The following is a 17234-nucleotide window of genomic DNA, read 5'->3' on the forward strand; positions in this document are numbered from 1 at the left end:
CGGGCCTATTCGCGCTTGGCCGACTTCTTCTCGGAGGCGAGGCTGCGGCGCAGGGCTTCCATGATGTCGATGACATTGTCCTTGCGCTCGGGCTCGGACGACTTTTTCGGTTTCGCACGCTTCGGCTTCTTCGTGCGGTTGTCGATGATCTCGTGCAGACGCTCCTCGACCGGATCCCGCACCAGCTTCGGCTTCCAAGGACGCAGGCGCGCCTCGACGAGTTTCTTCATCATTGTCTTGGCGCCGCTCTCCGCTCGTGATTGTCCCGTCTTGTCGAAGAAGGGCTCTGGATCGCGGACTTCATCGCCATAGCGGAGCGTCCAGACAACCATGCCCTCATCCCGGGGCACCAGCAGCACGGCATGTTCGCGGCGATAGAGCACGAGGCGGGCTATGCCGCCCGTATCGGTCTTGCGCATGGCCTCGCGGATGACGGCGAATGCTTCCTCGCTCACCTTGTCCGCGGGGGCGAGATAGTGTGGGCTGTCATACCAGATCCAGCCGATGGAATTGCGCGGCACGAAGCTTTCGATGTCGATGGTGCGCGTGCTTTCCAGCGCGACATCCTCCAGTTCCTCGTCTTCGAAGAGCACGTAGTCATCCTCAGCGCGCTCATAGCCCTTGACCTGATCCTCGTCGTCGACCGGCTTGCCGGTTTCGGCATCGACATATTGGCTGACAACGCGGTTGCCTGTCTTGCGGTTGATGTTGTGGAAACGGAGCTTGGCGCTTTCGGTCACGGCCGGTGTCATCGCCACACGACAGGTGACGAGTGACAGTTTCAGATAGCCTTTCCAGAAGGCGCGCTGGGCCATGTGCCTCTCCCGTGCGGCTCGAATTGCCTGCGAGTCTGCCCCGGAAAACGTCAGTCGGACGGAACGGTTCCGAAGCATGCTCATTTCGGCGGTTGCAGCGGGAACCGTTTGCCCTTCCTGGCGTTCATCTCATGCCAGTTCCCCTCGAATAACGAGCCGGGGGATTAGCCGGTGATATGGGGTATCACCGACTGATCTGACCGGGAGCGGCGGGTGCGACGAGACCGCGCTCGGCCGATGATCGATGGTGTTTGGGACGGGCAAGCGGCGACGACGGAGATTTGCCATGTCTGAACGAGACTATGACTGGATTGCCCGGCGGGCTTACTCGCTGTGGGAAGAGGAAGGTCGCCCGCATGGACGGGACGATGCCCATTGGCAGACCGCACTCAGCGACTGGGAGACACTGCAGGCCGCCGCGACCCAGACGACGGAGAAATCCGGCAGGCGCATTGCGCAGGCGCAGGTCTCTGCCGCTGAAGAGGGGCTGGTGATCAACGAGGAACCGGTGCAGCCGACCCGGAAGACAACGCGGAGTCGGAAAGGGTGACCAAAATGGCTGGAGTCGATCTTTCACTCGTCCTGGGCCGGGCCCAATTCATCCAGAGGGTCCGCGACGCCTATCATCGCGATGAGGACGAGCTTCGACCGAGGCGCCCCTCGCCAACCCGCGTTCCCTTGCATGTGCTGGCGGTCACCTCCGAAATCTATCCGCTGGTGAAGACAGGCGGCCTCGCCGATGTCACCGGCGCACTTCCGAAAGCGCTGTCCACCTATGGCATCGCGACGCATACCCTTGTGCCGGGTTATCCTTCGATCCTCGCCTTGGCGCGACTGCATCCCCCACTGATGGAATTCGACGACCTGCTCGGTGAGAAGGCGACGCTGCGGCATCTCGAAATCGACGGCCTCAGCCTGTTCGTGCTCGACGCGCCGGCTCTCTATGACCGACCGGGCGGCCCCTATGTCGATGAAAACGGCGTCGACCATGCCGACAACTGGAAACGTTTTGCCGTTCTGTCGCTGGCCGGCGCCGAGATTGCAGCGGGTGCCCTTCCCGGCTGGCAGCCGGATCTGATTCACACCCATGACTGGCAGTCGGCACTGACCTCGGTCTATCTGCGCCAGATGGGATCGGCTGTTCCGGTTGTCCTCACGATCCACAACCTTGCCTTCCAGGGGCAGTATTCCGCCTCACTGCTGCCCTATATCGGCCTGCCGCCAGAGGTCTATTCCGTCGATCAAATGGAGTATTTCGGCGATATCAGCTACCTCAAGGGCGGACTGGTAACGGCCGATCACATCACGGTGGTCAGTCCGACCTATGCGCGGGAAATCCTGTCGCCAACATTCGGCATGGGGCTCGACGGTGTCTTGAACGCGCGCATGGATAGGCTGCAAGGCATCGTCAACGGGATCGACAAGGAGATCTGGAACCCGGCGACGGACCCATATCTGCCGTTCCGCTACGATGCCAAGACCGTGCGCAACAAGAAGAACAACAAGGCCCTTCTGCTGGAGCGCTTTCATCTCGAACCGGGAGACGGGCCACTCTTCTCGGCCGTCACGCGCATCACCTGGCAAAAAGGCATGGACATGCTGGCCGAGGTCGCCGACGAGATCTTCCACTGGGGCGGGCGCCTGATCGTGCACGGCCAGGGCGACCACGACATCGAGGATGCGCTCAAGGCCACCGCCGCACGGTTCCCCGGACGCATGGCCGTCTCGATCGGCTTCAACGAGCCGACGGCGCATCTCATCCATGGCGGTTCCGATGCCATCATCCAGCCGTCGCGGTTCGAGCCCTGTGGCCTGACGCAGCTCTATGGTCTGCGCTATGGCTGCGTGCCGGTCGTATCCCGCACGGGCGGCCTGTCGGAAACGATCATCGACGCCAATGATGCCGCGATTTCGGCAAGGGCAGCAACCGGCTTCCAGTTCCATCCGGTGCGGCCGGAAGGACTTCGCCACGCGATCCGACGGGCGGCTGAGGCATATGGTGACAAGCGCAAATGGGCACGGCTGCAATTGCAGGCCATGCGTGCCGACTATTCCTGGGACCGCAGTGCCGAGAGCTATGCGGAGGTCTATGGCCGCCTGACGGACGCACGCGCCCAGCTGCCCCACTGAGGGAGTTCACATACCGTATGTTGGTCAAACAGAAGGGCCCGGATCACCTCCGAGCCCTTTTCACATTCTAATATGGCTGTCTCGGTCAGCCCCCACTCGGCCTGCTCTGGCCTGAACCACCGGTGCCAGTTTGTGGTGTCGGATCGCTATCGGTCTCCGTGGCCGGAACAGTGCCCGAGGTCGTGCTTTCCCCTTGTGTGCCCGCAGAATTGCTGCCGTCGCCACAGGCGGCCAAAAGTGCCGCGATCGACGCGACCGCTATCGTCCTTGGCATGGTCATCTCCAGTAATCTCCTTGCTGCTCGCCGCTCAACTGGGCGCGTTCACGCATGGCGATGGTACGCTCCAGGGTGGCGATGTCTTCGCTGGTGGCGGGAACGGGATCGTCCGCGATGGCCTCGAGCACGGCGGGATCTATCGCTCCGGATCGTATCGCCGAACGCAGGGTTTCCCGCGTCTGACGCTCCGCCTCCAACTGGGCGAAGAGCGCGATGATCAGCCGATCTCGCGGATCGGGATGGGGACGCCAGCGTGGCGGACGCACCGAATTTGGCATGATCCACTCCTTTCGACAGAAGAATTCGTTCTCCAAGGAAACATTTGGCGTCGGCCAATGTTCCGCATTCAGAGGCTCGTCCGCAGAAGGAGACAGTTGGTGGAGCATGATCTCAAAACACTCGAGGCGCGGCTGAACGCCCATCGTGAAATCCTTGTCTCTCTTTTGAGCGAGTTACTCGTTCAACCCGACCGCGTCCCGGAACTGCTGCGCAATCTCGAACAGGAAGTGCTCCTGCGCGACGGCTCCGAAGATCCGGGTTCCGAACCTTCCGCCGGGATCGGGCGAGGCCATGAAAAGGGCGAGGCGATCCGCGAGATCCTCGACACGGCGAAGGCGCGCGCCGCTGCGCTTCGACGTTCAGCAACGGACCTCGGCGAGCCAAATGGCTTCACTCAAGCCCTGACTGAGAGGACATGACGATGATTGGGAAACTGCTAAGAGGATTGCTTTCTCGACTGCGCAAGCCCGGGCGCGCAGAGCTCAGACTGCCCGACGATGCCCAGGTCGCACTGCCGTGGCGCGCAGACCTCCCGTTGCGGGAGCGTTCGCGCGCTCTGGTCGCTGTTCCTGCGCAGATAAGTGGAGCTCGAATGGGGTCCGGCAGGCTCTGAGACTGTCCTCAATCTCCTGACTTGTCACGGACGTCGAAGTTGGCGTCCCAGTCCTTTGGCGGGTTCTTCTTCCCCGGCGGCCACTTATGCAGGGTGGCATCTTCTGAACCTGTAATCACGGTCGGCTTGGCGCTGACGACACCGTCGCTGTCGCCGCCAGCCTGAGTCCCGGCGTATTGGCCTTCTGCGTCCTTGTGGATACGGTTTATCTCTTTGTCCTGGTCTGCAGCGCTCATCATTTGTTCTCCTTGACTGGAACGGGCTGAACCCGCCTGGAAGGATAAAAGTTCCGACGCGCTTGCAGCAGGAAACCGGATCCCCCGCTTGCAGGATCGCTCTAGTCGGCCGTGCCGACCGTGAAGGAGGAAAGCGGGGCCACCAGGGTCCAGCGCAGGCCATTCGAGTTGAAATCGAGAGTGACCTCACCGGCAAAGGCACTCGCAGCATGACGTTCGATGACTGTCGAGCCGAAGCCGCGCCGGGTTGGGGCCGTGACCGGTGGACCATGAAGTTCCGTCCAGGTGAGGCGCAGACGCTGCTCATCGCCTTCGGCCTCCGGCTCCAGCACCTGCCATTCGATCCGAAGTCTCCCTTCCAGCACAGACAGGGCGCCGTATTTGACCGAGTTGGTGGCGAGCTCGTGGAAGACAAGGCCGAGATTTTGGACAGCGTTGGCATTCACCAGAAGCTCCGGACCGCGCTTAGAGACGCGGTCGAATGAACCCGTGACGGTGGTGAGTTGCAGCTCGACCAGGGAGGAGAGCGCAATGCCGGCCCATTGCTGCTTGGCGAGCGCCTCGATCGACTGAGCCAATCCCGCGAGACGTCCACTCACCGCGCGCTGAAAATCCTCCACGTCGTCAGTCCCGCGGGCGAGCTGTCGCATCATGGCCTGGACCAGCGAGAGGATGTTCTTCGTGCGGTGAACCAGTTCCTGCAGGATGAAATGGATCCGCTCCTCCGCCTCCGCCCTGTCGAAGGATGCGTTGGACAAGGCGACCGCGACCTGGTTGGCTTCGACGATCTTGGTGCGTTCCGGCGAGACGATGTCACCCTCACCAATGCGTTCAGCCATGCATGCGATCTTGCGGATCGCCGAGCGCAGGTGATGGGCCGCAACAGACACCACGAGCATGATCAAAGCGAGAAAGACCACGCTGCCGGTCAGCAGGCTCTTCCACAGATCCACGAAGGATCCCTGGAGGCTGTCGGCCGGCCCCCAGACCACCGCATGCCACCGCCAGTCCGGCAGCTTGGCGTAGCCCATGAGATATTGCTGGCCATCCTTATAGTAAACAGCGCTGCCATTTGCGCCGTACATCAGCTCCAGCCAGCTCGGATCCATGGCCGTGCCGGCAGGCTGATGGTCAACTCCATTGGAGACGACCATACGGCCCTGGTTGTCGAGGAGGGCCGATGTCCAGCCCGGTGGCAGTGAATCACGGGAAGCGAGGTCCACGAAACTCTCTGCATCCTGGGTGAGGACGGCGGCATCGGCCCCCTGAGGCCCCCGCTCGACGAGCGGCATGGTCAGATTGACCACCCAGCGCTGGCTGGTCGCCCCCAGGAAGACATCGGACAGCTCGACATTTCCCGAGCGAAGCGCGGACACCACGGAACCGGGATTGGCCATGGGTCGAAGGGGTGCGCCCCATGGCATGCGGGTGTTGAGAACCTGTATGCCGTCCCGGCGCGCCAGGATGACGTAGAGTGAACTGTCCTTCAGGCTCTCTGCAACACGTGCGTGGAAAGCACTCAGATCTCCCTGTTGCAATTCCACCGAATTGGCGATCAGGGCCAGCGTGGTTTCCATGTCCGCGAGCTTGCGCTCCACGCCCCGGCTGATGGTCTGCGCGTCCTGGGCGGCATCCGCGCGCAGGGCCTGGAATTGTGATCGCTCAAGCTGAAGCAGGAGAAAGACGACGAAGGCCAGCAGTGGCAGGGTCGCGAGGATCGCCATCGTCGCGAGATAGGAACCGATCGAAGCGGTGGGAAAGAGCCCGAGAAAGATTCGACCTAGGCGGCTCACTCTCTAGCCCTCCCGCCAAGGAGGTTCAGCCTGCCAATCTTGTCGTCGAACCATTTGGCCGCGGCTGCGTTAGGAAGAGTGTACCGAACGAGGAAGCTGCCATGATCTTCAAGCCACAGACATTTCACGGAGAAAGGCCCGCCGTTGCGGACGAAAGCCCCGTAGATGCATCGCTGGAGCAACGTGTCGCCGACGCGCTCGCTACGAGCGAGGGCATCGGGGCGGAAATGCTGAAGGTGGTCGCCAGCGGCAGCGAGATCTTCCTGTTCGGAGACGTCGGCAGTCGCGGCGAAATGGATAGGGCCGTCGAAGTGGTGCTTGCTGTTGCGGGCGTCGAGAAGGTGACAGTCCGCCTTCGGAGCGATGAGGCGCCCTGACCACGCCGGGACGGGATCGACACCTTCCATTGGCGCGCGGGCATGGCGACGCGCCCGGCATGTCGAAAATCGACGCCGCTTGCCTGCCTCTACCCCTTCCGCCCCTGATGACGTCACTTACATTCCGATATCTTTGGCCGGACGCTGACGTCAGGCGCGTCCACCTGTTCCGGTATCGCCTTCCGGCGCCCATGCCTGCGTCACGCCAGCCACTTCCAGCATGCGACCGCGCAAATCCTGCTGGCGGATAACCGTCAACTTGCGAACGGCACTCTGGCTTTCTGAATATTGGCGAGCGGCCTCCACCGCGAGCCGATAGGTAGGATAGACCGCCGACTGGCCTTCTTCGCACAAGAAGCACCAACCATTCGCCTGGGGGACGATGTCACAATAAACCCGAGTCATGCCGCACTCCTCCTGATGTCGCTCAAACTAGCCGGCAGGACATTGGTTCCGTCCATCATCCTGTTTTTTTCCAGACTCAGCCGCACACGACGATCAACGAGCCCGGTCGGAATTCAGACAGGTCGCGAATATCCGCTTCGGTGTCATCCGCATGAATGTGGACCGTCATGCCGTGTACGGGCGGCAAGGTGGCGCGGGCCTCGCCGAAATTCGCGCGCAATTGCCAGCGGCTTTCTCCCAACTGCCAGTCGACCGCGAGCCGGCCGTCTTCAGCGAGCAGCAGATGTCCCACACCACCGCCGACATCTTTCAGCAAGGGAATGAGGTGCCGACATCGCTTTTCGAGGAGGTCGCGGAAAGCAGTTCGGGTCGCCCGCCCCGTGCCCGTCTCGGCTTCCTCCCAGTCCAGTTTGGAGATGGCGAATGTTTCAGGCACATTCGGATCACGGATCTCGTGCATGGCCAGATCTTCGGTGCCGAAATTGCGCGCCTGCTGGAGCCGCTCATCTGGATCGTTCTGGTGCAAGCCTTCAGGATAGTCGCTGAAGAAAAAGAACCGGCCCCTCGAGCGAAACTCGTCACCCATGAAGAGGAGTGGGATCTGCGGTGCGAGCAGCATCATGGCCATCAGCCGCTCGCCGAGATCGGCGTCGATCAGGCTCCAGAGGCGCTCGCCCCTACCACGATTGCCGGCCTGGTCGTGGTTTTGCAGGAAGTTGACGAAGGTGACGGGCGGCAGATGACCGCTCGGCTCTCCAAAGACCTCGTCGCCCTTGCCATCGACCCGTTCACCTTGAAGAACGAAGCCTGACGCAAGAGTCTTACCGATCCTCGGCCAGAAATCCCGGGCGAAAGCCTGGTAATGCCCGCCATGCTCACCTGTCGCCCAGGCGTGGATCAGATGGTGATAGCCGTCGTTCCAGACACCATCATAGAGCGGAGTGGAATTGTCCTCTGCCCGTTCGTGCAGTCGCGTGATGTTGCGGCTGTCCTCGACGACCAGATGGACATACCGCTCTGGAAATGTCTGGCGAACGCGTCGGGCGAGGTCCTCCAGAAATTGAACCTCGCTCTTGTCCTTCTCAATTCGATCGGCTGCATCGAGGCGCAAACCGTCGAGAGCGAATTCCTCGAGCCAGTAGAGCGCGTTTTCGACAATGAAATCACGCGTCGGCGATTTTGAGACATCCGGCCGAGGTCCCCAGGGCGTGCCCTCGTCCAGGAAGAATGCAGGCGCAAGAGCAGAGAGATAATTGCCGTCCAGACCGAGGTGATTGTAGACGACGTCGAGCATGACCATCAGACCGAGGCCATGGGCGGTGTCGATGAAGGACTTCATGTCGTCCGGAGACCCATAGGCAGGGTGCGGGGTGTAAAGGAGCACACCGTCATAGCCCCAGCCGCGCGCGCCACCGAAGGCTGCGACGGGCATCAGCTCGATCATCGTGATCCCGAGGTCCGCGAGGCCCGGCAGCTTCTTCGCTGCAGCTGCGAAAGTCCCCTCCTCAGTAAAGGTCCCCACATGCAGCTCGTAAATTACGGCCTCAGACCAGGGGCGTCCTGACCAGGCAGCGTGACGCCATCGATAGGCGGTGGGATCGACCAAGATCGACGGACCATGAACATTGCTTTCCAGGGCCCGTCCGGCAGGATCTGGAACTTCCGTTCCATCTGGCGTGACGAAAGCATAGGACGTGCCGGGAGCCAGATTGGTGGCGAGCAGCTCGAACCAGCCGTCGCCGGTCGGCGACATTGGCACGATTTCTTCGCCGAGGCGAAGGCTCAGCATTTCGACTGCAGGTGCCCATAGGCGAAACCGCACCTCTCCGGCAGCGGTGTATTCCGCACCCCAGCTCTTTTGAAAGACGCGGTATTCCTGTTCGAACGGCACCTCGTCAGCGGCTGGCTGCGATTGGTCCATCTGTGTGATCACCTCTGCTGAAAGCTGGAGCCGATCAAAACACAGGGTCGGGAGAAAGGTTCCGGTCGTTCACACAGGTTCCGGCAACCCGCAAGAGTTCAGAGGCATTCAGGAACAAAGCGTCGGCGTCGGACTTGGAGAGTCATACTGCCAATCTCGCTGCATCCTGCGGCATGCGGCAAACAGGGAGACGATCATGTCTATCAACGACCCATCATCGCCATTCGGCGACCAGCCACCCATGCCGGCCCCAACCTGGGCACCGGAGGTTCCGGTCGAAGAACCGGAGCCGGATTTGCTTCCGGACGAGTTGCCGAACCCCAATCCCGACGAGACGCGTGATCCACCCGTCACCGAACCCGGCGTCGCGATTTGAGCTCACCAGGCGCGGGCCTCAGCGCAGGCCCGCGACCCGCTGCCAGCTCTTCTTGCCGGCCACCCAGTTCTGCCAGTCGGCAACCGACCCGTAGAAGACGTTGAGATCGATCTTGCCATTGACACCCTGGGACAGGCCCGAGCCGGAATACTGCCAGAAGACCCACTTACGATCCGGATAGATCTTGGACGGGTGGGCGGCGACCGAACGCAGCCAGAAGGGATAATCGAGGAACTGACCGCGCAGATTATCCTTATAGAAGTCCGGGGCTGTATAGATGACCGGGCGTTTGCCATAGTGACGTTCGAGGCGATCCATGAAGACCTGCATCTTCTCGCGCGCCTTTTCGGGCGAAAGCCGGAAGCGGCAGCTGGATTCCCCGTTGTATTCGACATCGATGACCGGTGGCAGGGCATCCGGGTCGCGCGGCACGTTGCGGATGAACCAGTCGGCCTGCTCGGAGGCGACGCGGCACCAATAGAAGAAATGGTAGGCACCACGCTTCACCCCGGCTTCCTTGGCCCGTTTCCAGTTGGTGTGGAACATCGGATCCAGGTGATCACCACCATCGGTCGCCTTGATATATGCGAAGTTGGCGCCCTGGCTGCGCAGCTTGGGCCAGTCGATATTTCCCTGCCAGCGCGACACGTCGACGCCATGCACCGCGTGATGCTTCGGCTTGACCTTGCCGAAATTCATCGGCTTCGCGTCGCTGAAGCGCTGGTTGTAGACCCGGTGGCGCCCGGAAGAGCGAGTGCCAGGCTCCTCTGGAGTTGCGAGAGGGGAGGCTGGCCGCGCAAGCATGGCGACCGGGCGCTGATCCGGAACCGGCATACCGGCCGTCATCGTTGCGGATTCGAAATGGGCCTGGTTGGGCGTGTCGCCTGCCCAGGCGAGTGCCTGTGGGTCCGCGCCCGAAGTTGACGCAATCGATCCCGTCTGCTCGTCCACGGCAACGGCTGGAACCGGAGCCATCGAGGCGGCCTGGACCGGTTGTGCCCTCTGTGCGGATTGGGACTGCAACTTGAGAGCCTCGATCGGGCTCGTGCGCGCACTGCAGCCGGCAAGCACCAGACAGCCGATGAGGAGCGAGGGAATGACCTTGGAACGCATGGCACACGGACTCGAATACTGGGCCGGGCGCATGCGAAGGCGGACACCCGTAGCTTCTGGGAATTGCTAACAAAGCTTTACCGGGAAAAAGTGAATGCAATCTTTACGAGTCAGACTGGCACAGAGCGGACGGCGATTGTTCACGGATATGTGCGATTGGCTGCCAATCCCGAGCGTCTGGCCATCCGTATCAGCGGTGAATTCAAGTTTGTGATGCAGAAGGAAAGTGGGCCATGCTGCAGAGACGTTCCTTTCTTCTGACGTCCTTATTTGCCCTTGCCGGTGGTGCCGCCCCCGCTGCAGATCCCTGGGAGGCCTTGCGATCGGGCGACGCCTTTGTCCTGCTGCGTCACGCCATTGCGCCGGGAACCGGAGACCCGCCAGGCATGCGTATCGGTGACTGCGACACGCAACGCAATCTTTCTGCCGATGGGCGGGCACAGGCGGAGCGGATCGGCCAACTGTTTCGCGACAATAGGATCCGCAGGGCTTCCGTGTTTTCCAGCCAGTGGTGCCGATGTCTTGATACGGCGGAACTTCTCGATCTCGGACCCGTCGCAGAGCAGCCGCTTCTCAACTCCTTCTTCGGTGGTCGAGCAGACGGGAGGGAGCAGACGGAGGCCTTGCGGGCCTGGCTGATCGCCACCCGATCCGCGGCACCACGCGTGCTCGTGACACATCAGGTGAACATCACGGGGCTCACCTCCGTGGTGCCTCGCAGCGGGGAACTGGTCTTCGCCACCATCGGCGGTGACGGCGCTGTCTCCGTGATCGGTCGGCAATCCGCCGGGGAATGACAGCTGAAGGCTACCTCTCGTCTTGCAGTCCCGCCGCAGCGCAATATGGTTGCCGGAGAAGCAAGTCGACAAAGGGGGCCGCATGGAACAGACACACGACACGAGCCAACTCGAAATGGTGGTCCTGATGACGCCTGACATGGCCAACTTTTCAGGCAAGGTGCATGGTGGGGCACTTCTCAATCTTCTCGATCGTGTCGCCTATTCCTGCGCTTCGCGTTATTCGCAGCAGTATGCGGTGACGCTTTCGGTCGACCAGGTCGTGTTTCGCCAGCCGATCCATGTCGGGGAACTCGTGACCTTCCGGGCATCGATCAACCAGGCCGGACGCACCTCCATGGAAGTCGGCATTCGTGTCGAGGCGGAAAACATCCGCAGCGGCGAGCGGCGCCACACCAATTCCTGTTATTTCACCATGGTCGCCGTGGATGCCGAAGGCAGGCCCACTGCCGTGCCGCCCTACAGGCCGCAGTCCGAAGTGCGCAAACGCCGACAAAATGCGGCCGAGACCCGCAGAGCGCTGCGTCTCGAGTTCGAGGCCCGCTTCAAGGAAGCGAGCGAAAGTGCGGAGGAAGCGCGCCCGTGAATGACAGATGGCGCCTCTATGGGTGAAGCCCACCCGGGCGCCACAGGTCGTAGCATTCAGATCCGGGAAAAGGCGGCCAGAACAGTCCGTTCGGACTGAAACAGATAGGCCTCGAGCGCCACGGCCGCTCCCTTCGGATCGCCCGCTTCGAGCTTTTCCAGGATCGCGGCGTTCATCTCGACATAGGGGGCGTGGAGCAGTTCCGGCTCTTTCAGCAGACCGAAGCTCAGGCGTAGTTCAGCGGCGATCTGGGCATAGAAGCCGTTCAGCCGCTGGCTGTCGGCGAGATCGACGATCGCCGCGTGGAACTTCATGTTTTCGCTGCCAACGGCCGTCCAGTCGTTCTTATCGCTCGCGGCGCGGGCAGCGTCCACAGCTGCGCGCATGCGCTGAACGGCCGGGTGGTTGGGGTAGGCATTAGCGAGCGCCTGACACTCGACGAGGCGCCGCACGCGGTAGATATCGATGATCGAGGCCATGCTCGGGGTTGCGACGAAGACGCCCCTGTTCGGCTCATGCTGCAGCAAGCCATCCTTGGTGAGCAGACGGAAAGCCTCGCGCAGAGAATTGCGTGACACTTCGAAATCGGCACTGAGAGCCGCTTCGGACAAGCGCTGGCCGGGTTTCAGGTCGCCGCTGATCAATCTGTCGCGAATTGCTTCCGCCAGCCGTGGTGCCAAGGCTGCCGTCGTTTCCGTCTCTGCCATCAGTTTCCCCAGTGACCGGATCATCCGGCGCATCGTCACGCCCCGTCACCGACACGGCGATCGGCTCGAAGCCCTGCTGCCTTATCGTCCATGTGAGAAAATGCAGCAAGGCGGGAGCCAATCACGGCCAAAAATTGTTCCTCAAGGTCCGAAAACCGCCTATCCGAGCATCAATCTGCTCAACATTGCGGCACAAAAGTAGAACGATCAAATAAAATCGTTGAACAATATTGACAGAATTGTGAAACCACGAGAGGCTACTCTCACAGGTGAACAACAAGCTCCGCAACAAAGCCGGGGTCAGGTCAACCGAGAGGGTAACATGGAACAGACATCGACAACGGCCCCTGCGGCCGCACCCGGCGGCATGTCCGCCAAGACGCGCCGCGGCGCATTGATCGCCGCGATCTTCCTGATGGCGACCTCCGCCATCGGCCCGGGCTTCATCACCCAGACCGCGACCTTCACCACCAAGCTAGGCTCCGCCTTCGCATTTGCGATCCTTGCCTCCATCCTCATCGACTTTGTCGTGCAGCTGAACATCTGGCGGATCGTGACGCTGACGAAAATGCGCGCCTCCGACATTGCGAATGCAGCCATTCCCGGCACCGGCTATGTGCTGGCGATCCTGGTCATCGTCGGCGGGTTGTTCTTCAACATCGGCAATATCGGGGGTGGTGGACTGGGCCTCAATGCGCTTCTCGGCCTCGACCCCAAACTGGGCGGATCAATCAGCGCTCTGATCGCGATCGGGATCTTTCTGTCGCACAGGGCGGGCGTTGCCATCGACCGCGTCATCGTGGTTGCCGGGATCATGATGATCTTGCTCACCGTCTATGTCGCGATCGTCTCGCAGCCGCCGATCGGTGATGCGCTCTTCCAGACAGTCCTGCCGAGCACCATCGATTTTGCCACGATCACGACGATCGTCGGCGGCACTGTCGGCGGCTACATCACCTATTCAGGCGCGCACCGCCTGCTCGACAAGGGCACGGTCGGCATTGAGAACCTCGGAGCCGTCAACCGCGCGGCATTGACCGGCATCGCCGTCACCGGCGTCATGCGCTACGTCCTGTTCCTCGCCATCCTCGGCGTTGTTGCCAGCGGCGCGGTCATCGATGTAACCGGCAAGGGCGCCAATCCAGCAGCCCAGGCCTTCCAGGCTGCCGCCGGCGACGTCGGCATGCGCATCTTCGGGGCTATCTTCTGGGCAGCCGCCATCACGTCGGTCATTGGTGCTGCCTATACCTCGGTCTCGTTCGTCACCGTGTTCAAGAAGGACATGACCGAACGCGCCCGCAATATCGCGACGGTCATCTTCATCGCCGTCTCGCTGTTCTTCTATATCATCATCACGACGCCGCCCGCACAGATGCTGGTCTTCGTCGGCGGTCTGAACGGCCTCATCCTGCCGATCGGTCTTTCGATTTTCATCTATGCCGGCTGGGCGCGCTCCGACCTGATGGGCGGCTATCGCTATCCGCGCTGGCTGCTGATCCTGGGGGCGCTGACTTGCGCGCTCACCTGGTACATGGGCTACAAGTCGATCGGGCCGATCTTTGCGCTGCTGACCGCCGCGTAACCGGGACCAAAGGGAGGAAGACATGACTGCGATCGATCTGAACAGCGACCTCGGCGAAAGCTATGGCGCCTGGGCGATGGGTGATGACGAGGCGATGCTCGCAATCGTTTCCAGCGCGAATGTCGCCTGTGGCTTCCATGCCGGCGATCCGCTCGGCATCTGGAAGACGGTGAAGGCCGCTGCCCAGCGCGGTGTTTCGATCGGGGCGCATGTCTCCTATCCCGATCGCGTCGGCTTCGGCCGGCGCGACATGGATGTCACCTCGGCGGAACTGACCGCCGACGTGATCTACCAGATCGGCGCGATCAAAGGTGTCGCGGCGGCAGCGGGCGTCACCGTCGGCTACGTCAAGCCGCACGGGGCGCTCTACAACCGTATCGCTCACGACGCCAAGCAGGGCCAGGCCGTCATCGACGGCATCATGGCGATCGATCCTGATCTGGTGATGATGGGCCTCGCGGGGTCACCGATCCTTGAGCTTGCCCGTGCCTCCGGTCTTTCGGTTGTCGCCGAAGCGTTCGCCGATCGGGCGTATACGCCTGCCGGCGCGCTCGTCTCGCGGCGGGAGCCGGGTGCCGTTCTGCATGATGCCGGCCTCATCGCCAGACGCATGCTGCAACTCGCCCACGAGGGTTGCATCGAGGCGATCGACGGTTCGATCATCAAAATCGATGCGCAGTCCATCTGCGTGCATGGCGACAGCCCCGGCGCCGTCGCCATCGCGCAGGAAATCCGGCAGGCCTTCGAAAAGGACGGTATTGTCGTGCAGTCCTTTCTCAATCGCTGACGTTCCACGAGGAGAGACTTCAATGATCGATCTCGACACTCTGCGCCATGTCGATGCGGCCGCCGCACGGACAGCCCGGGAACGCTATCGTGCGGGTGCCGTCGAGCCAACCTCAGGTGTCGCTCCGGGCTTTACCCAGGCGAACATGATCGTTTTGCCGCGCGATTGGGCTTTCGACTTCCTGCTTTACGCCCAGCGCAATCCGAAGGCCTGCCCCGTGCTCGATGTTTCCGATCCCGGCTCGCATGCGACCGTGCTTGCCAAAGGTGCCGACTTGCGCCGCGACGTGCCACTCTACCGAATCTGGCGGGATGGCAAGCTTGCAGAGGAAGTGACCGATGCGACGGCAGCCTGGGCCGAACGTCCTGACCTCGTCAGCTTCCTGATCGGCTGCAGCTTCACCTTCGAGACACCGATGATGGAGGCGGGCATCGACATCCGCCACATCACCGACAAGTCGAACGTGCCGATGTACCTCACCAACCGCGCCTGCCGCCCTGCGGGCCGGCTGCATGGCAATCTCGTGGTTTCGATGCGACCGATCCCAGCTGGTAGAGTTGCCGATGCGGCGACCATTTCCGGCCGCTTTCCGGCCGTTCACGGCGCTCCCGTGCATGTGGGTTCGCCGGAGGAGCTCGGAATTGCCGACTTGGCGAAGCCCCAATTCGGCGACGCTGTACGGATCGAACCGGGTGAAGTGCCGGTCTTCTGGGCCTGCGGGGTGACACCCCAAGCCGCCGTGATGGCGTCAGGCGTTCCGTTTGCGATCACCCATGCGCCAGGGCACATGTTTATCACCGACATTCCCGATTCCGCCTATCACGCCTGAGGCTCCGAATGCGCTTTCTCCCTGTCAGCCTGACCGTTCTGATCGTCGAATTGAAAGATCTCGACGAGACGCTCGCGCTATTTGCGTCGCTGGAGGCCGATCCGGTCGACGGCATCGTCGACATCGTGCCGGCCGCGCGGACGCTGATGATCCGGTTTCGCCCCGAATTGCTGACCGCCGAGACGCTCGCCGCAGCGATCGCCCATCGCGATCTCTCGGCCAAGATCCCGCCGTCCGACATGCTGGTCGAGGTGCCCGTCACCTATGACGGCGAAGATCTGCACGATGTCGCGGATCTGACCGGACTTTCCGTTGAAGAGGTGATCGAGCGGCATACGGCGAGCGAATTCACGGTTGCCTTCTGCGGTTTTGCCCCCGGCTTCGGCTATCTCGTCGGCGGTGATCCGGCGCTCCAGGTGCCGCGGAGGCAGAGCCCTCGCACGAAGATCCCGGCGGGATCCGTGGCGCTCGCCGGCGCCTTTTCCGGTGTCTATCCGCAGGCGAGCCCCGGCGGCTGGCAGATCATCGGCACCACGCCAGTGAAGATGTGGGATCTGACACGCGAGCCGCCGGCCCTCTTCCAGCCGGGATACCGGGTGCGCTTCTTCGATCTGGCAAAGCGTGCGCAGACCACCATTGCGGAGACCGCTCCAGCTAGGATCGAGACCCGAACGGTCGAGCATTCAGCAGCAACCACTATCACGGTCACTGCGGCACCCATGCCGGCGCTGGTGCAGGACCTTGGCCGCTTCGGCCAGACAGGCCAAGGCGTCTCGTCCGCAGGCGCGCTCGACCAGGGTGCGTTCCGGGCGGCAAACCGGATCGTCGGCAATCCCGTGGAGGCTGCCTGTCTGGAGATCACGCTCGGCGGTTTTGCGTTCGAGGTCTCAGGCCCCACTGTCATGGCACTCACTGGTGCGTCCTGCCCGCTGACGATCCGTGACGTCAAAGGTCGCGTGATCGAGGCTGCAAGCTATCAACCAATCTCATTGGAAACCGGCGACACGGTCACGCTCGGCTTTGCCCCCAGGGGCGCTCGCAGTTACCTCGCCTTCCGGGGCGGTCTTGAAATTGCACCGGTCCTCGGCAGCGCTTCGACCGACACGCTGGCCATAGTCGGTCCCGACCCGGTCGGCGTCGGTGCCGTGCTTGCCATCCGCACCGTTGATCGCAGCCTCTCTCCCGTATCACTCGACGAGAGCCCTGCCTTCGACTGTCCCGCGCCCGGCGAAGTCGTCACGCTAGACGTCGTGATGGGTCCGCGCAGCGACTGGTTCACCGAGCAGGGGATCGAGACCCTGGAGAGCCAGATCTACGATGTGACGCCACAGTCGAACCGGGTCGGCATCCGGCTTTCAGGGCCGGAAGCGCTTGAGCGCAAGGACAAGGCAGAACTTCCCAGCGAGGGCACTGCTACTGGCGCGATCCAGGTTCCGCATAGCGGGCAACCGGTTCTGTTCCTCGCCGATCATCCGCTGACCGGCGGCTATCCCGTCATCGGCACGGTTGCCGAATATCATCTCGATCTCGCCGGGCAGATCCCGGTGAACGCCAAAATCCGCTTCCGACCCATCACCCAGTTCGCCGAGATCACGCCCGCCAAGGCATGAT

General features: G+C 62.1%; 20 protein-coding genes. 11 read left to right on the plus strand and 9 right to left on the minus strand.

Going from position 1 to position 17234, the window contains the following annotated elements; genetic code table 11:
• Positions 1-5 precede the first annotated feature (5 nt).
• Positions 6-815: a non-homologous end joining protein Ku gene (gene ku, locus E9677_RS03140; RefSeq protein ID WP_136556626.1), complete on the minus strand. Its 810-nt coding sequence runs from the start codon at positions 813-815 to the stop codon at positions 6-8.
• 286 nt (positions 816-1101) lie between these two features.
• Between ku and E9677_RS03145 the strand changes: the two genes are divergently transcribed.
• Together E9677_RS03145 and glgA are read left to right on the plus strand one after the other, a co-directional pair.
• Positions 1102-1365: a DUF2934 domain-containing protein gene (locus E9677_RS03145; RefSeq protein ID WP_136556627.1), complete on the plus strand. Its 264-nt coding sequence runs from the start codon at positions 1102-1104 to the stop codon at positions 1363-1365.
• 128 nt (positions 1366-1493) lie between these two features.
• A complete protein-coding gene (gene glgA / locus E9677_RS03150; RefSeq protein ID WP_168801138.1) occupies positions 1494-2945 on the plus strand; it encodes a glycogen synthase GlgA in 1452 nt (483 codons plus the stop codon).
• An 85-nt stretch (positions 2946-3030) separates the two neighbouring features.
• Here glgA and E9677_RS03155 read toward each other — a convergent pair whose 3' ends face one another.
• Both E9677_RS03155 and E9677_RS03160 read right to left on the minus strand, forming a co-directional pair.
• Positions 3031-3219, minus strand: a complete 189-nt coding sequence (locus tag E9677_RS03155; protein WP_136556629.1) for a hypothetical protein — start codon at positions 3217-3219, stop codon at positions 3031-3033.
• A 2-nt stretch (positions 3220-3221) separates the two neighbouring features.
• Positions 3222-3500, minus strand: a complete 279-nt coding sequence (locus tag E9677_RS03160) for a hypothetical protein (RefSeq protein ID WP_136556630.1) — start codon at positions 3498-3500, stop codon at positions 3222-3224.
• A 99-nt stretch (positions 3501-3599) separates the two neighbouring features.
• On the opposite strand from E9677_RS03160, the gene E9677_RS03165 reads away from it, so the two are divergent.
• The gene (locus E9677_RS03165) at positions 3600-3920 is read left to right on the plus strand and encodes a hypothetical protein (RefSeq protein ID WP_136556631.1); all 321 of its coding nucleotides are present in this window, start codon (positions 3600-3602) and stop codon (positions 3918-3920) included.
• A 202-nt stretch (positions 3921-4122) separates the two neighbouring features.
• Here E9677_RS03165 and E9677_RS03170 read toward each other — a convergent pair whose 3' ends face one another.
• Together E9677_RS03170 and E9677_RS03175 are read right to left on the minus strand one after the other, a co-directional pair.
• Positions 4123-4350, minus strand: coding sequence for a hypothetical protein (locus E9677_RS03170; protein WP_136557173.1), 228 nt, complete (start codon positions 4348-4350; stop codon positions 4123-4125).
• A gap of 101 nt (positions 4351-4451) precedes the next feature.
• Positions 4452-6143 (minus strand): sensor histidine kinase, encoded by a 1692-nt coding sequence (locus E9677_RS03175; protein ID WP_136556632.1) that lies wholly within the window; start codon positions 6141-6143, stop codon positions 4452-4454.
• Positions 6144-6244: 101 nt separating this feature from the next.
• Here E9677_RS03175 and E9677_RS03180 point away from each other — a divergent pair, with 101 nt between their 5' ends.
• Positions 6245-6520 carry a BON domain-containing protein gene (locus E9677_RS03180; RefSeq protein WP_136556633.1) on the plus strand — a complete coding sequence of 92 codons (276 nt, stop codon included), beginning with the start codon at positions 6245-6247 and terminating at the stop codon, positions 6518-6520.
• 150 nt (positions 6521-6670) lie between these two features.
• On the opposite strand, the gene E9677_RS03185 is transcribed toward E9677_RS03180, so the two are convergent.
• Positions 6671-6925 (minus strand): hypothetical protein, encoded by a 255-nt coding sequence (locus E9677_RS03185; RefSeq protein WP_136556634.1) that lies wholly within the window; start codon positions 6923-6925, stop codon positions 6671-6673.
• Between the two features lie 76 nt (positions 6926-7001).
• Positions 7002-8846, minus strand: a complete 1845-nt coding sequence (gene treZ / locus E9677_RS03190) for a malto-oligosyltrehalose trehalohydrolase (RefSeq protein WP_136556635.1) — start codon at positions 8844-8846, stop codon at positions 7002-7004.
• 196 nt (positions 8847-9042) lie between these two features.
• On the opposite strand from treZ, the gene E9677_RS03195 reads away from it, so the two are divergent.
• A complete protein-coding gene (locus E9677_RS03195; RefSeq protein WP_136556636.1) occupies positions 9043-9222 on the plus strand; it encodes a hypothetical protein in 180 nt (59 codons plus the stop codon).
• An 18-nt stretch (positions 9223-9240) separates the two neighbouring features.
• On the opposite strand, the gene E9677_RS03200 is transcribed toward E9677_RS03195, so the two are convergent.
• Entirely contained in the window at positions 9241-10335 is a 1095-nt protein-coding gene (locus E9677_RS03200) for a glycoside hydrolase family 25 protein (RefSeq protein WP_136556637.1), read from the minus strand.
• A 233-nt stretch (positions 10336-10568) separates the two neighbouring features.
• Here E9677_RS03200 and E9677_RS03205 point away from each other — a divergent pair, with 233 nt between their 5' ends.
• Positions 10569-11132, plus strand: coding sequence for a histidine phosphatase family protein (locus E9677_RS03205; protein WP_136556638.1), 564 nt, complete (start codon positions 10569-10571; stop codon positions 11130-11132).
• An 82-nt stretch (positions 11133-11214) separates the two neighbouring features.
• Entirely contained in the window at positions 11215-11718 is a 504-nt protein-coding gene (locus E9677_RS03210) for an acyl-CoA thioesterase (RefSeq protein WP_136556639.1), read from the plus strand.
• 56 nt (positions 11719-11774) lie between these two features.
• On the opposite strand, the gene E9677_RS03215 is transcribed toward E9677_RS03210, so the two are convergent.
• Positions 11775-12425: a GntR family transcriptional regulator gene (locus E9677_RS03215; protein WP_136556640.1), complete on the minus strand. Its 651-nt coding sequence runs from the start codon at positions 12423-12425 to the stop codon at positions 11775-11777.
• 322 nt (positions 12426-12747) lie between these two features.
• Here E9677_RS03215 and E9677_RS03220 point away from each other — a divergent pair, with 322 nt between their 5' ends.
• Genes E9677_RS03220 through E9677_RS03235 form a run of 4 tightly spaced genes read left to right on the plus strand, consistent with a single transcriptional unit; the run spans position 12748 to position 17233 of the window.
• Positions 12748-14007, plus strand: coding sequence for an NRAMP family divalent metal transporter (locus E9677_RS03220; protein WP_168801101.1), 1260 nt, complete (start codon positions 12748-12750; stop codon positions 14005-14007).
• A 22-nt stretch (positions 14008-14029) separates the two neighbouring features.
• Positions 14030-14794: a LamB/YcsF family protein gene (locus E9677_RS03225; protein ID WP_136556641.1), complete on the plus strand. Its 765-nt coding sequence runs from the start codon at positions 14030-14032 to the stop codon at positions 14792-14794.
• 22 nt (positions 14795-14816) lie between these two features.
• A complete protein-coding gene (locus E9677_RS03230; protein ID WP_136556642.1) occupies positions 14817-15623 on the plus strand; it encodes a putative hydro-lyase in 807 nt (268 codons plus the stop codon).
• A gap of 8 nt (positions 15624-15631) precedes the next feature.
• The gene (locus tag E9677_RS03235; protein WP_136556643.1) at positions 15632-17233 is read left to right on the plus strand and encodes a 5-oxoprolinase subunit B/C family protein; all 1602 of its coding nucleotides are present in this window, start codon (positions 15632-15634) and stop codon (positions 17231-17233) included.
• Position 17234: the final 1 nt, after the last annotated feature.

This window comes from Peteryoungia rhizophila, assembly GCF_004912145.1.
In the GTDB taxonomy this organism is placed as follows: domain Bacteria; phylum Pseudomonadota; class Alphaproteobacteria; order Rhizobiales; family Rhizobiaceae; genus Allorhizobium; species Allorhizobium rhizophilum.

What these genes read in the sequence shown, in the direction of transcription:
- E9677_RS03215 (WP_136556640.1), bottom strand. Translation starts at nt 12,425, where the DNA reads ATGGCAGAGACGGAAACGACGGCAGCCTTGGCACCACGGCTGGCGGAA.
- E9677_RS03205 (WP_136556638.1), top strand. Translation starts at nt 10,569, where the DNA reads ATGCTGCAGAGACGTTCCTTTCTTCTGACGTCCTTATTTGCCCTTGCC.
- E9677_RS03160 (WP_136556630.1), bottom strand. Translation starts at nt 3,500, where the DNA reads ATGCCAAATTCGGTGCGTCCGCCACGCTGGCGTCCCCATCCCGATCCG.
- E9677_RS03185 (WP_136556634.1), bottom strand. Translation starts at nt 6,925, where the DNA reads ATGACTCGGGTTTATTGTGACATCGTCCCCCAGGCGAATGGTTGGTGC.
- E9677_RS03230 (WP_136556642.1), top strand. Translation starts at nt 14,817, where the DNA reads ATGATCGATCTCGACACTCTGCGCCATGTCGATGCGGCCGCCGCACGG.
- E9677_RS03180 (WP_136556633.1), top strand. Translation starts at nt 6,245, where the DNA reads ATGATCTTCAAGCCACAGACATTTCACGGAGAAAGGCCCGCCGTTGCG.
- E9677_RS03220 (WP_168801101.1), top strand. Translation starts at nt 12,748, where the DNA reads ATGGAACAGACATCGACAACGGCCCCTGCGGCCGCACCCGGCGGCATG.
- ku (WP_136556626.1), bottom strand. Translation starts at nt 815, where the DNA reads ATGGCCCAGCGCGCCTTCTGGAAAGGCTATCTGAAACTGTCACTCGTC.
- E9677_RS03145 (WP_136556627.1), top strand. Translation starts at nt 1,102, where the DNA reads ATGTCTGAACGAGACTATGACTGGATTGCCCGGCGGGCTTACTCGCTG.
- E9677_RS03155 (WP_136556629.1), bottom strand. Translation starts at nt 3,219, where the DNA reads ATGCCAAGGACGATAGCGGTCGCGTCGATCGCGGCACTTTTGGCCGCC.
- E9677_RS03225 (WP_136556641.1), top strand. Translation starts at nt 14,030, where the DNA reads ATGACTGCGATCGATCTGAACAGCGACCTCGGCGAAAGCTATGGCGCC.
- E9677_RS03210 (WP_136556639.1), top strand. Translation starts at nt 11,215, where the DNA reads ATGGAACAGACACACGACACGAGCCAACTCGAAATGGTGGTCCTGATG.
- E9677_RS03195 (WP_136556636.1), top strand. Translation starts at nt 9,043, where the DNA reads ATGTCTATCAACGACCCATCATCGCCATTCGGCGACCAGCCACCCATG.
- treZ (WP_136556635.1), bottom strand. Translation starts at nt 8,846, where the DNA reads ATGGACCAATCGCAGCCAGCCGCTGACGAGGTGCCGTTCGAACAGGAA.
- E9677_RS03235 (WP_136556643.1), top strand. Translation starts at nt 15,632, where the DNA reads ATGCGCTTTCTCCCTGTCAGCCTGACCGTTCTGATCGTCGAATTGAAA.
- E9677_RS03200 (WP_136556637.1), bottom strand. Translation starts at nt 10,335, where the DNA reads ATGCGTTCCAAGGTCATTCCCTCGCTCCTCATCGGCTGTCTGGTGCTT.
- E9677_RS03170 (WP_136557173.1), bottom strand. Translation starts at nt 4,350, where the DNA reads ATGAGCGCTGCAGACCAGGACAAAGAGATAAACCGTATCCACAAGGAC.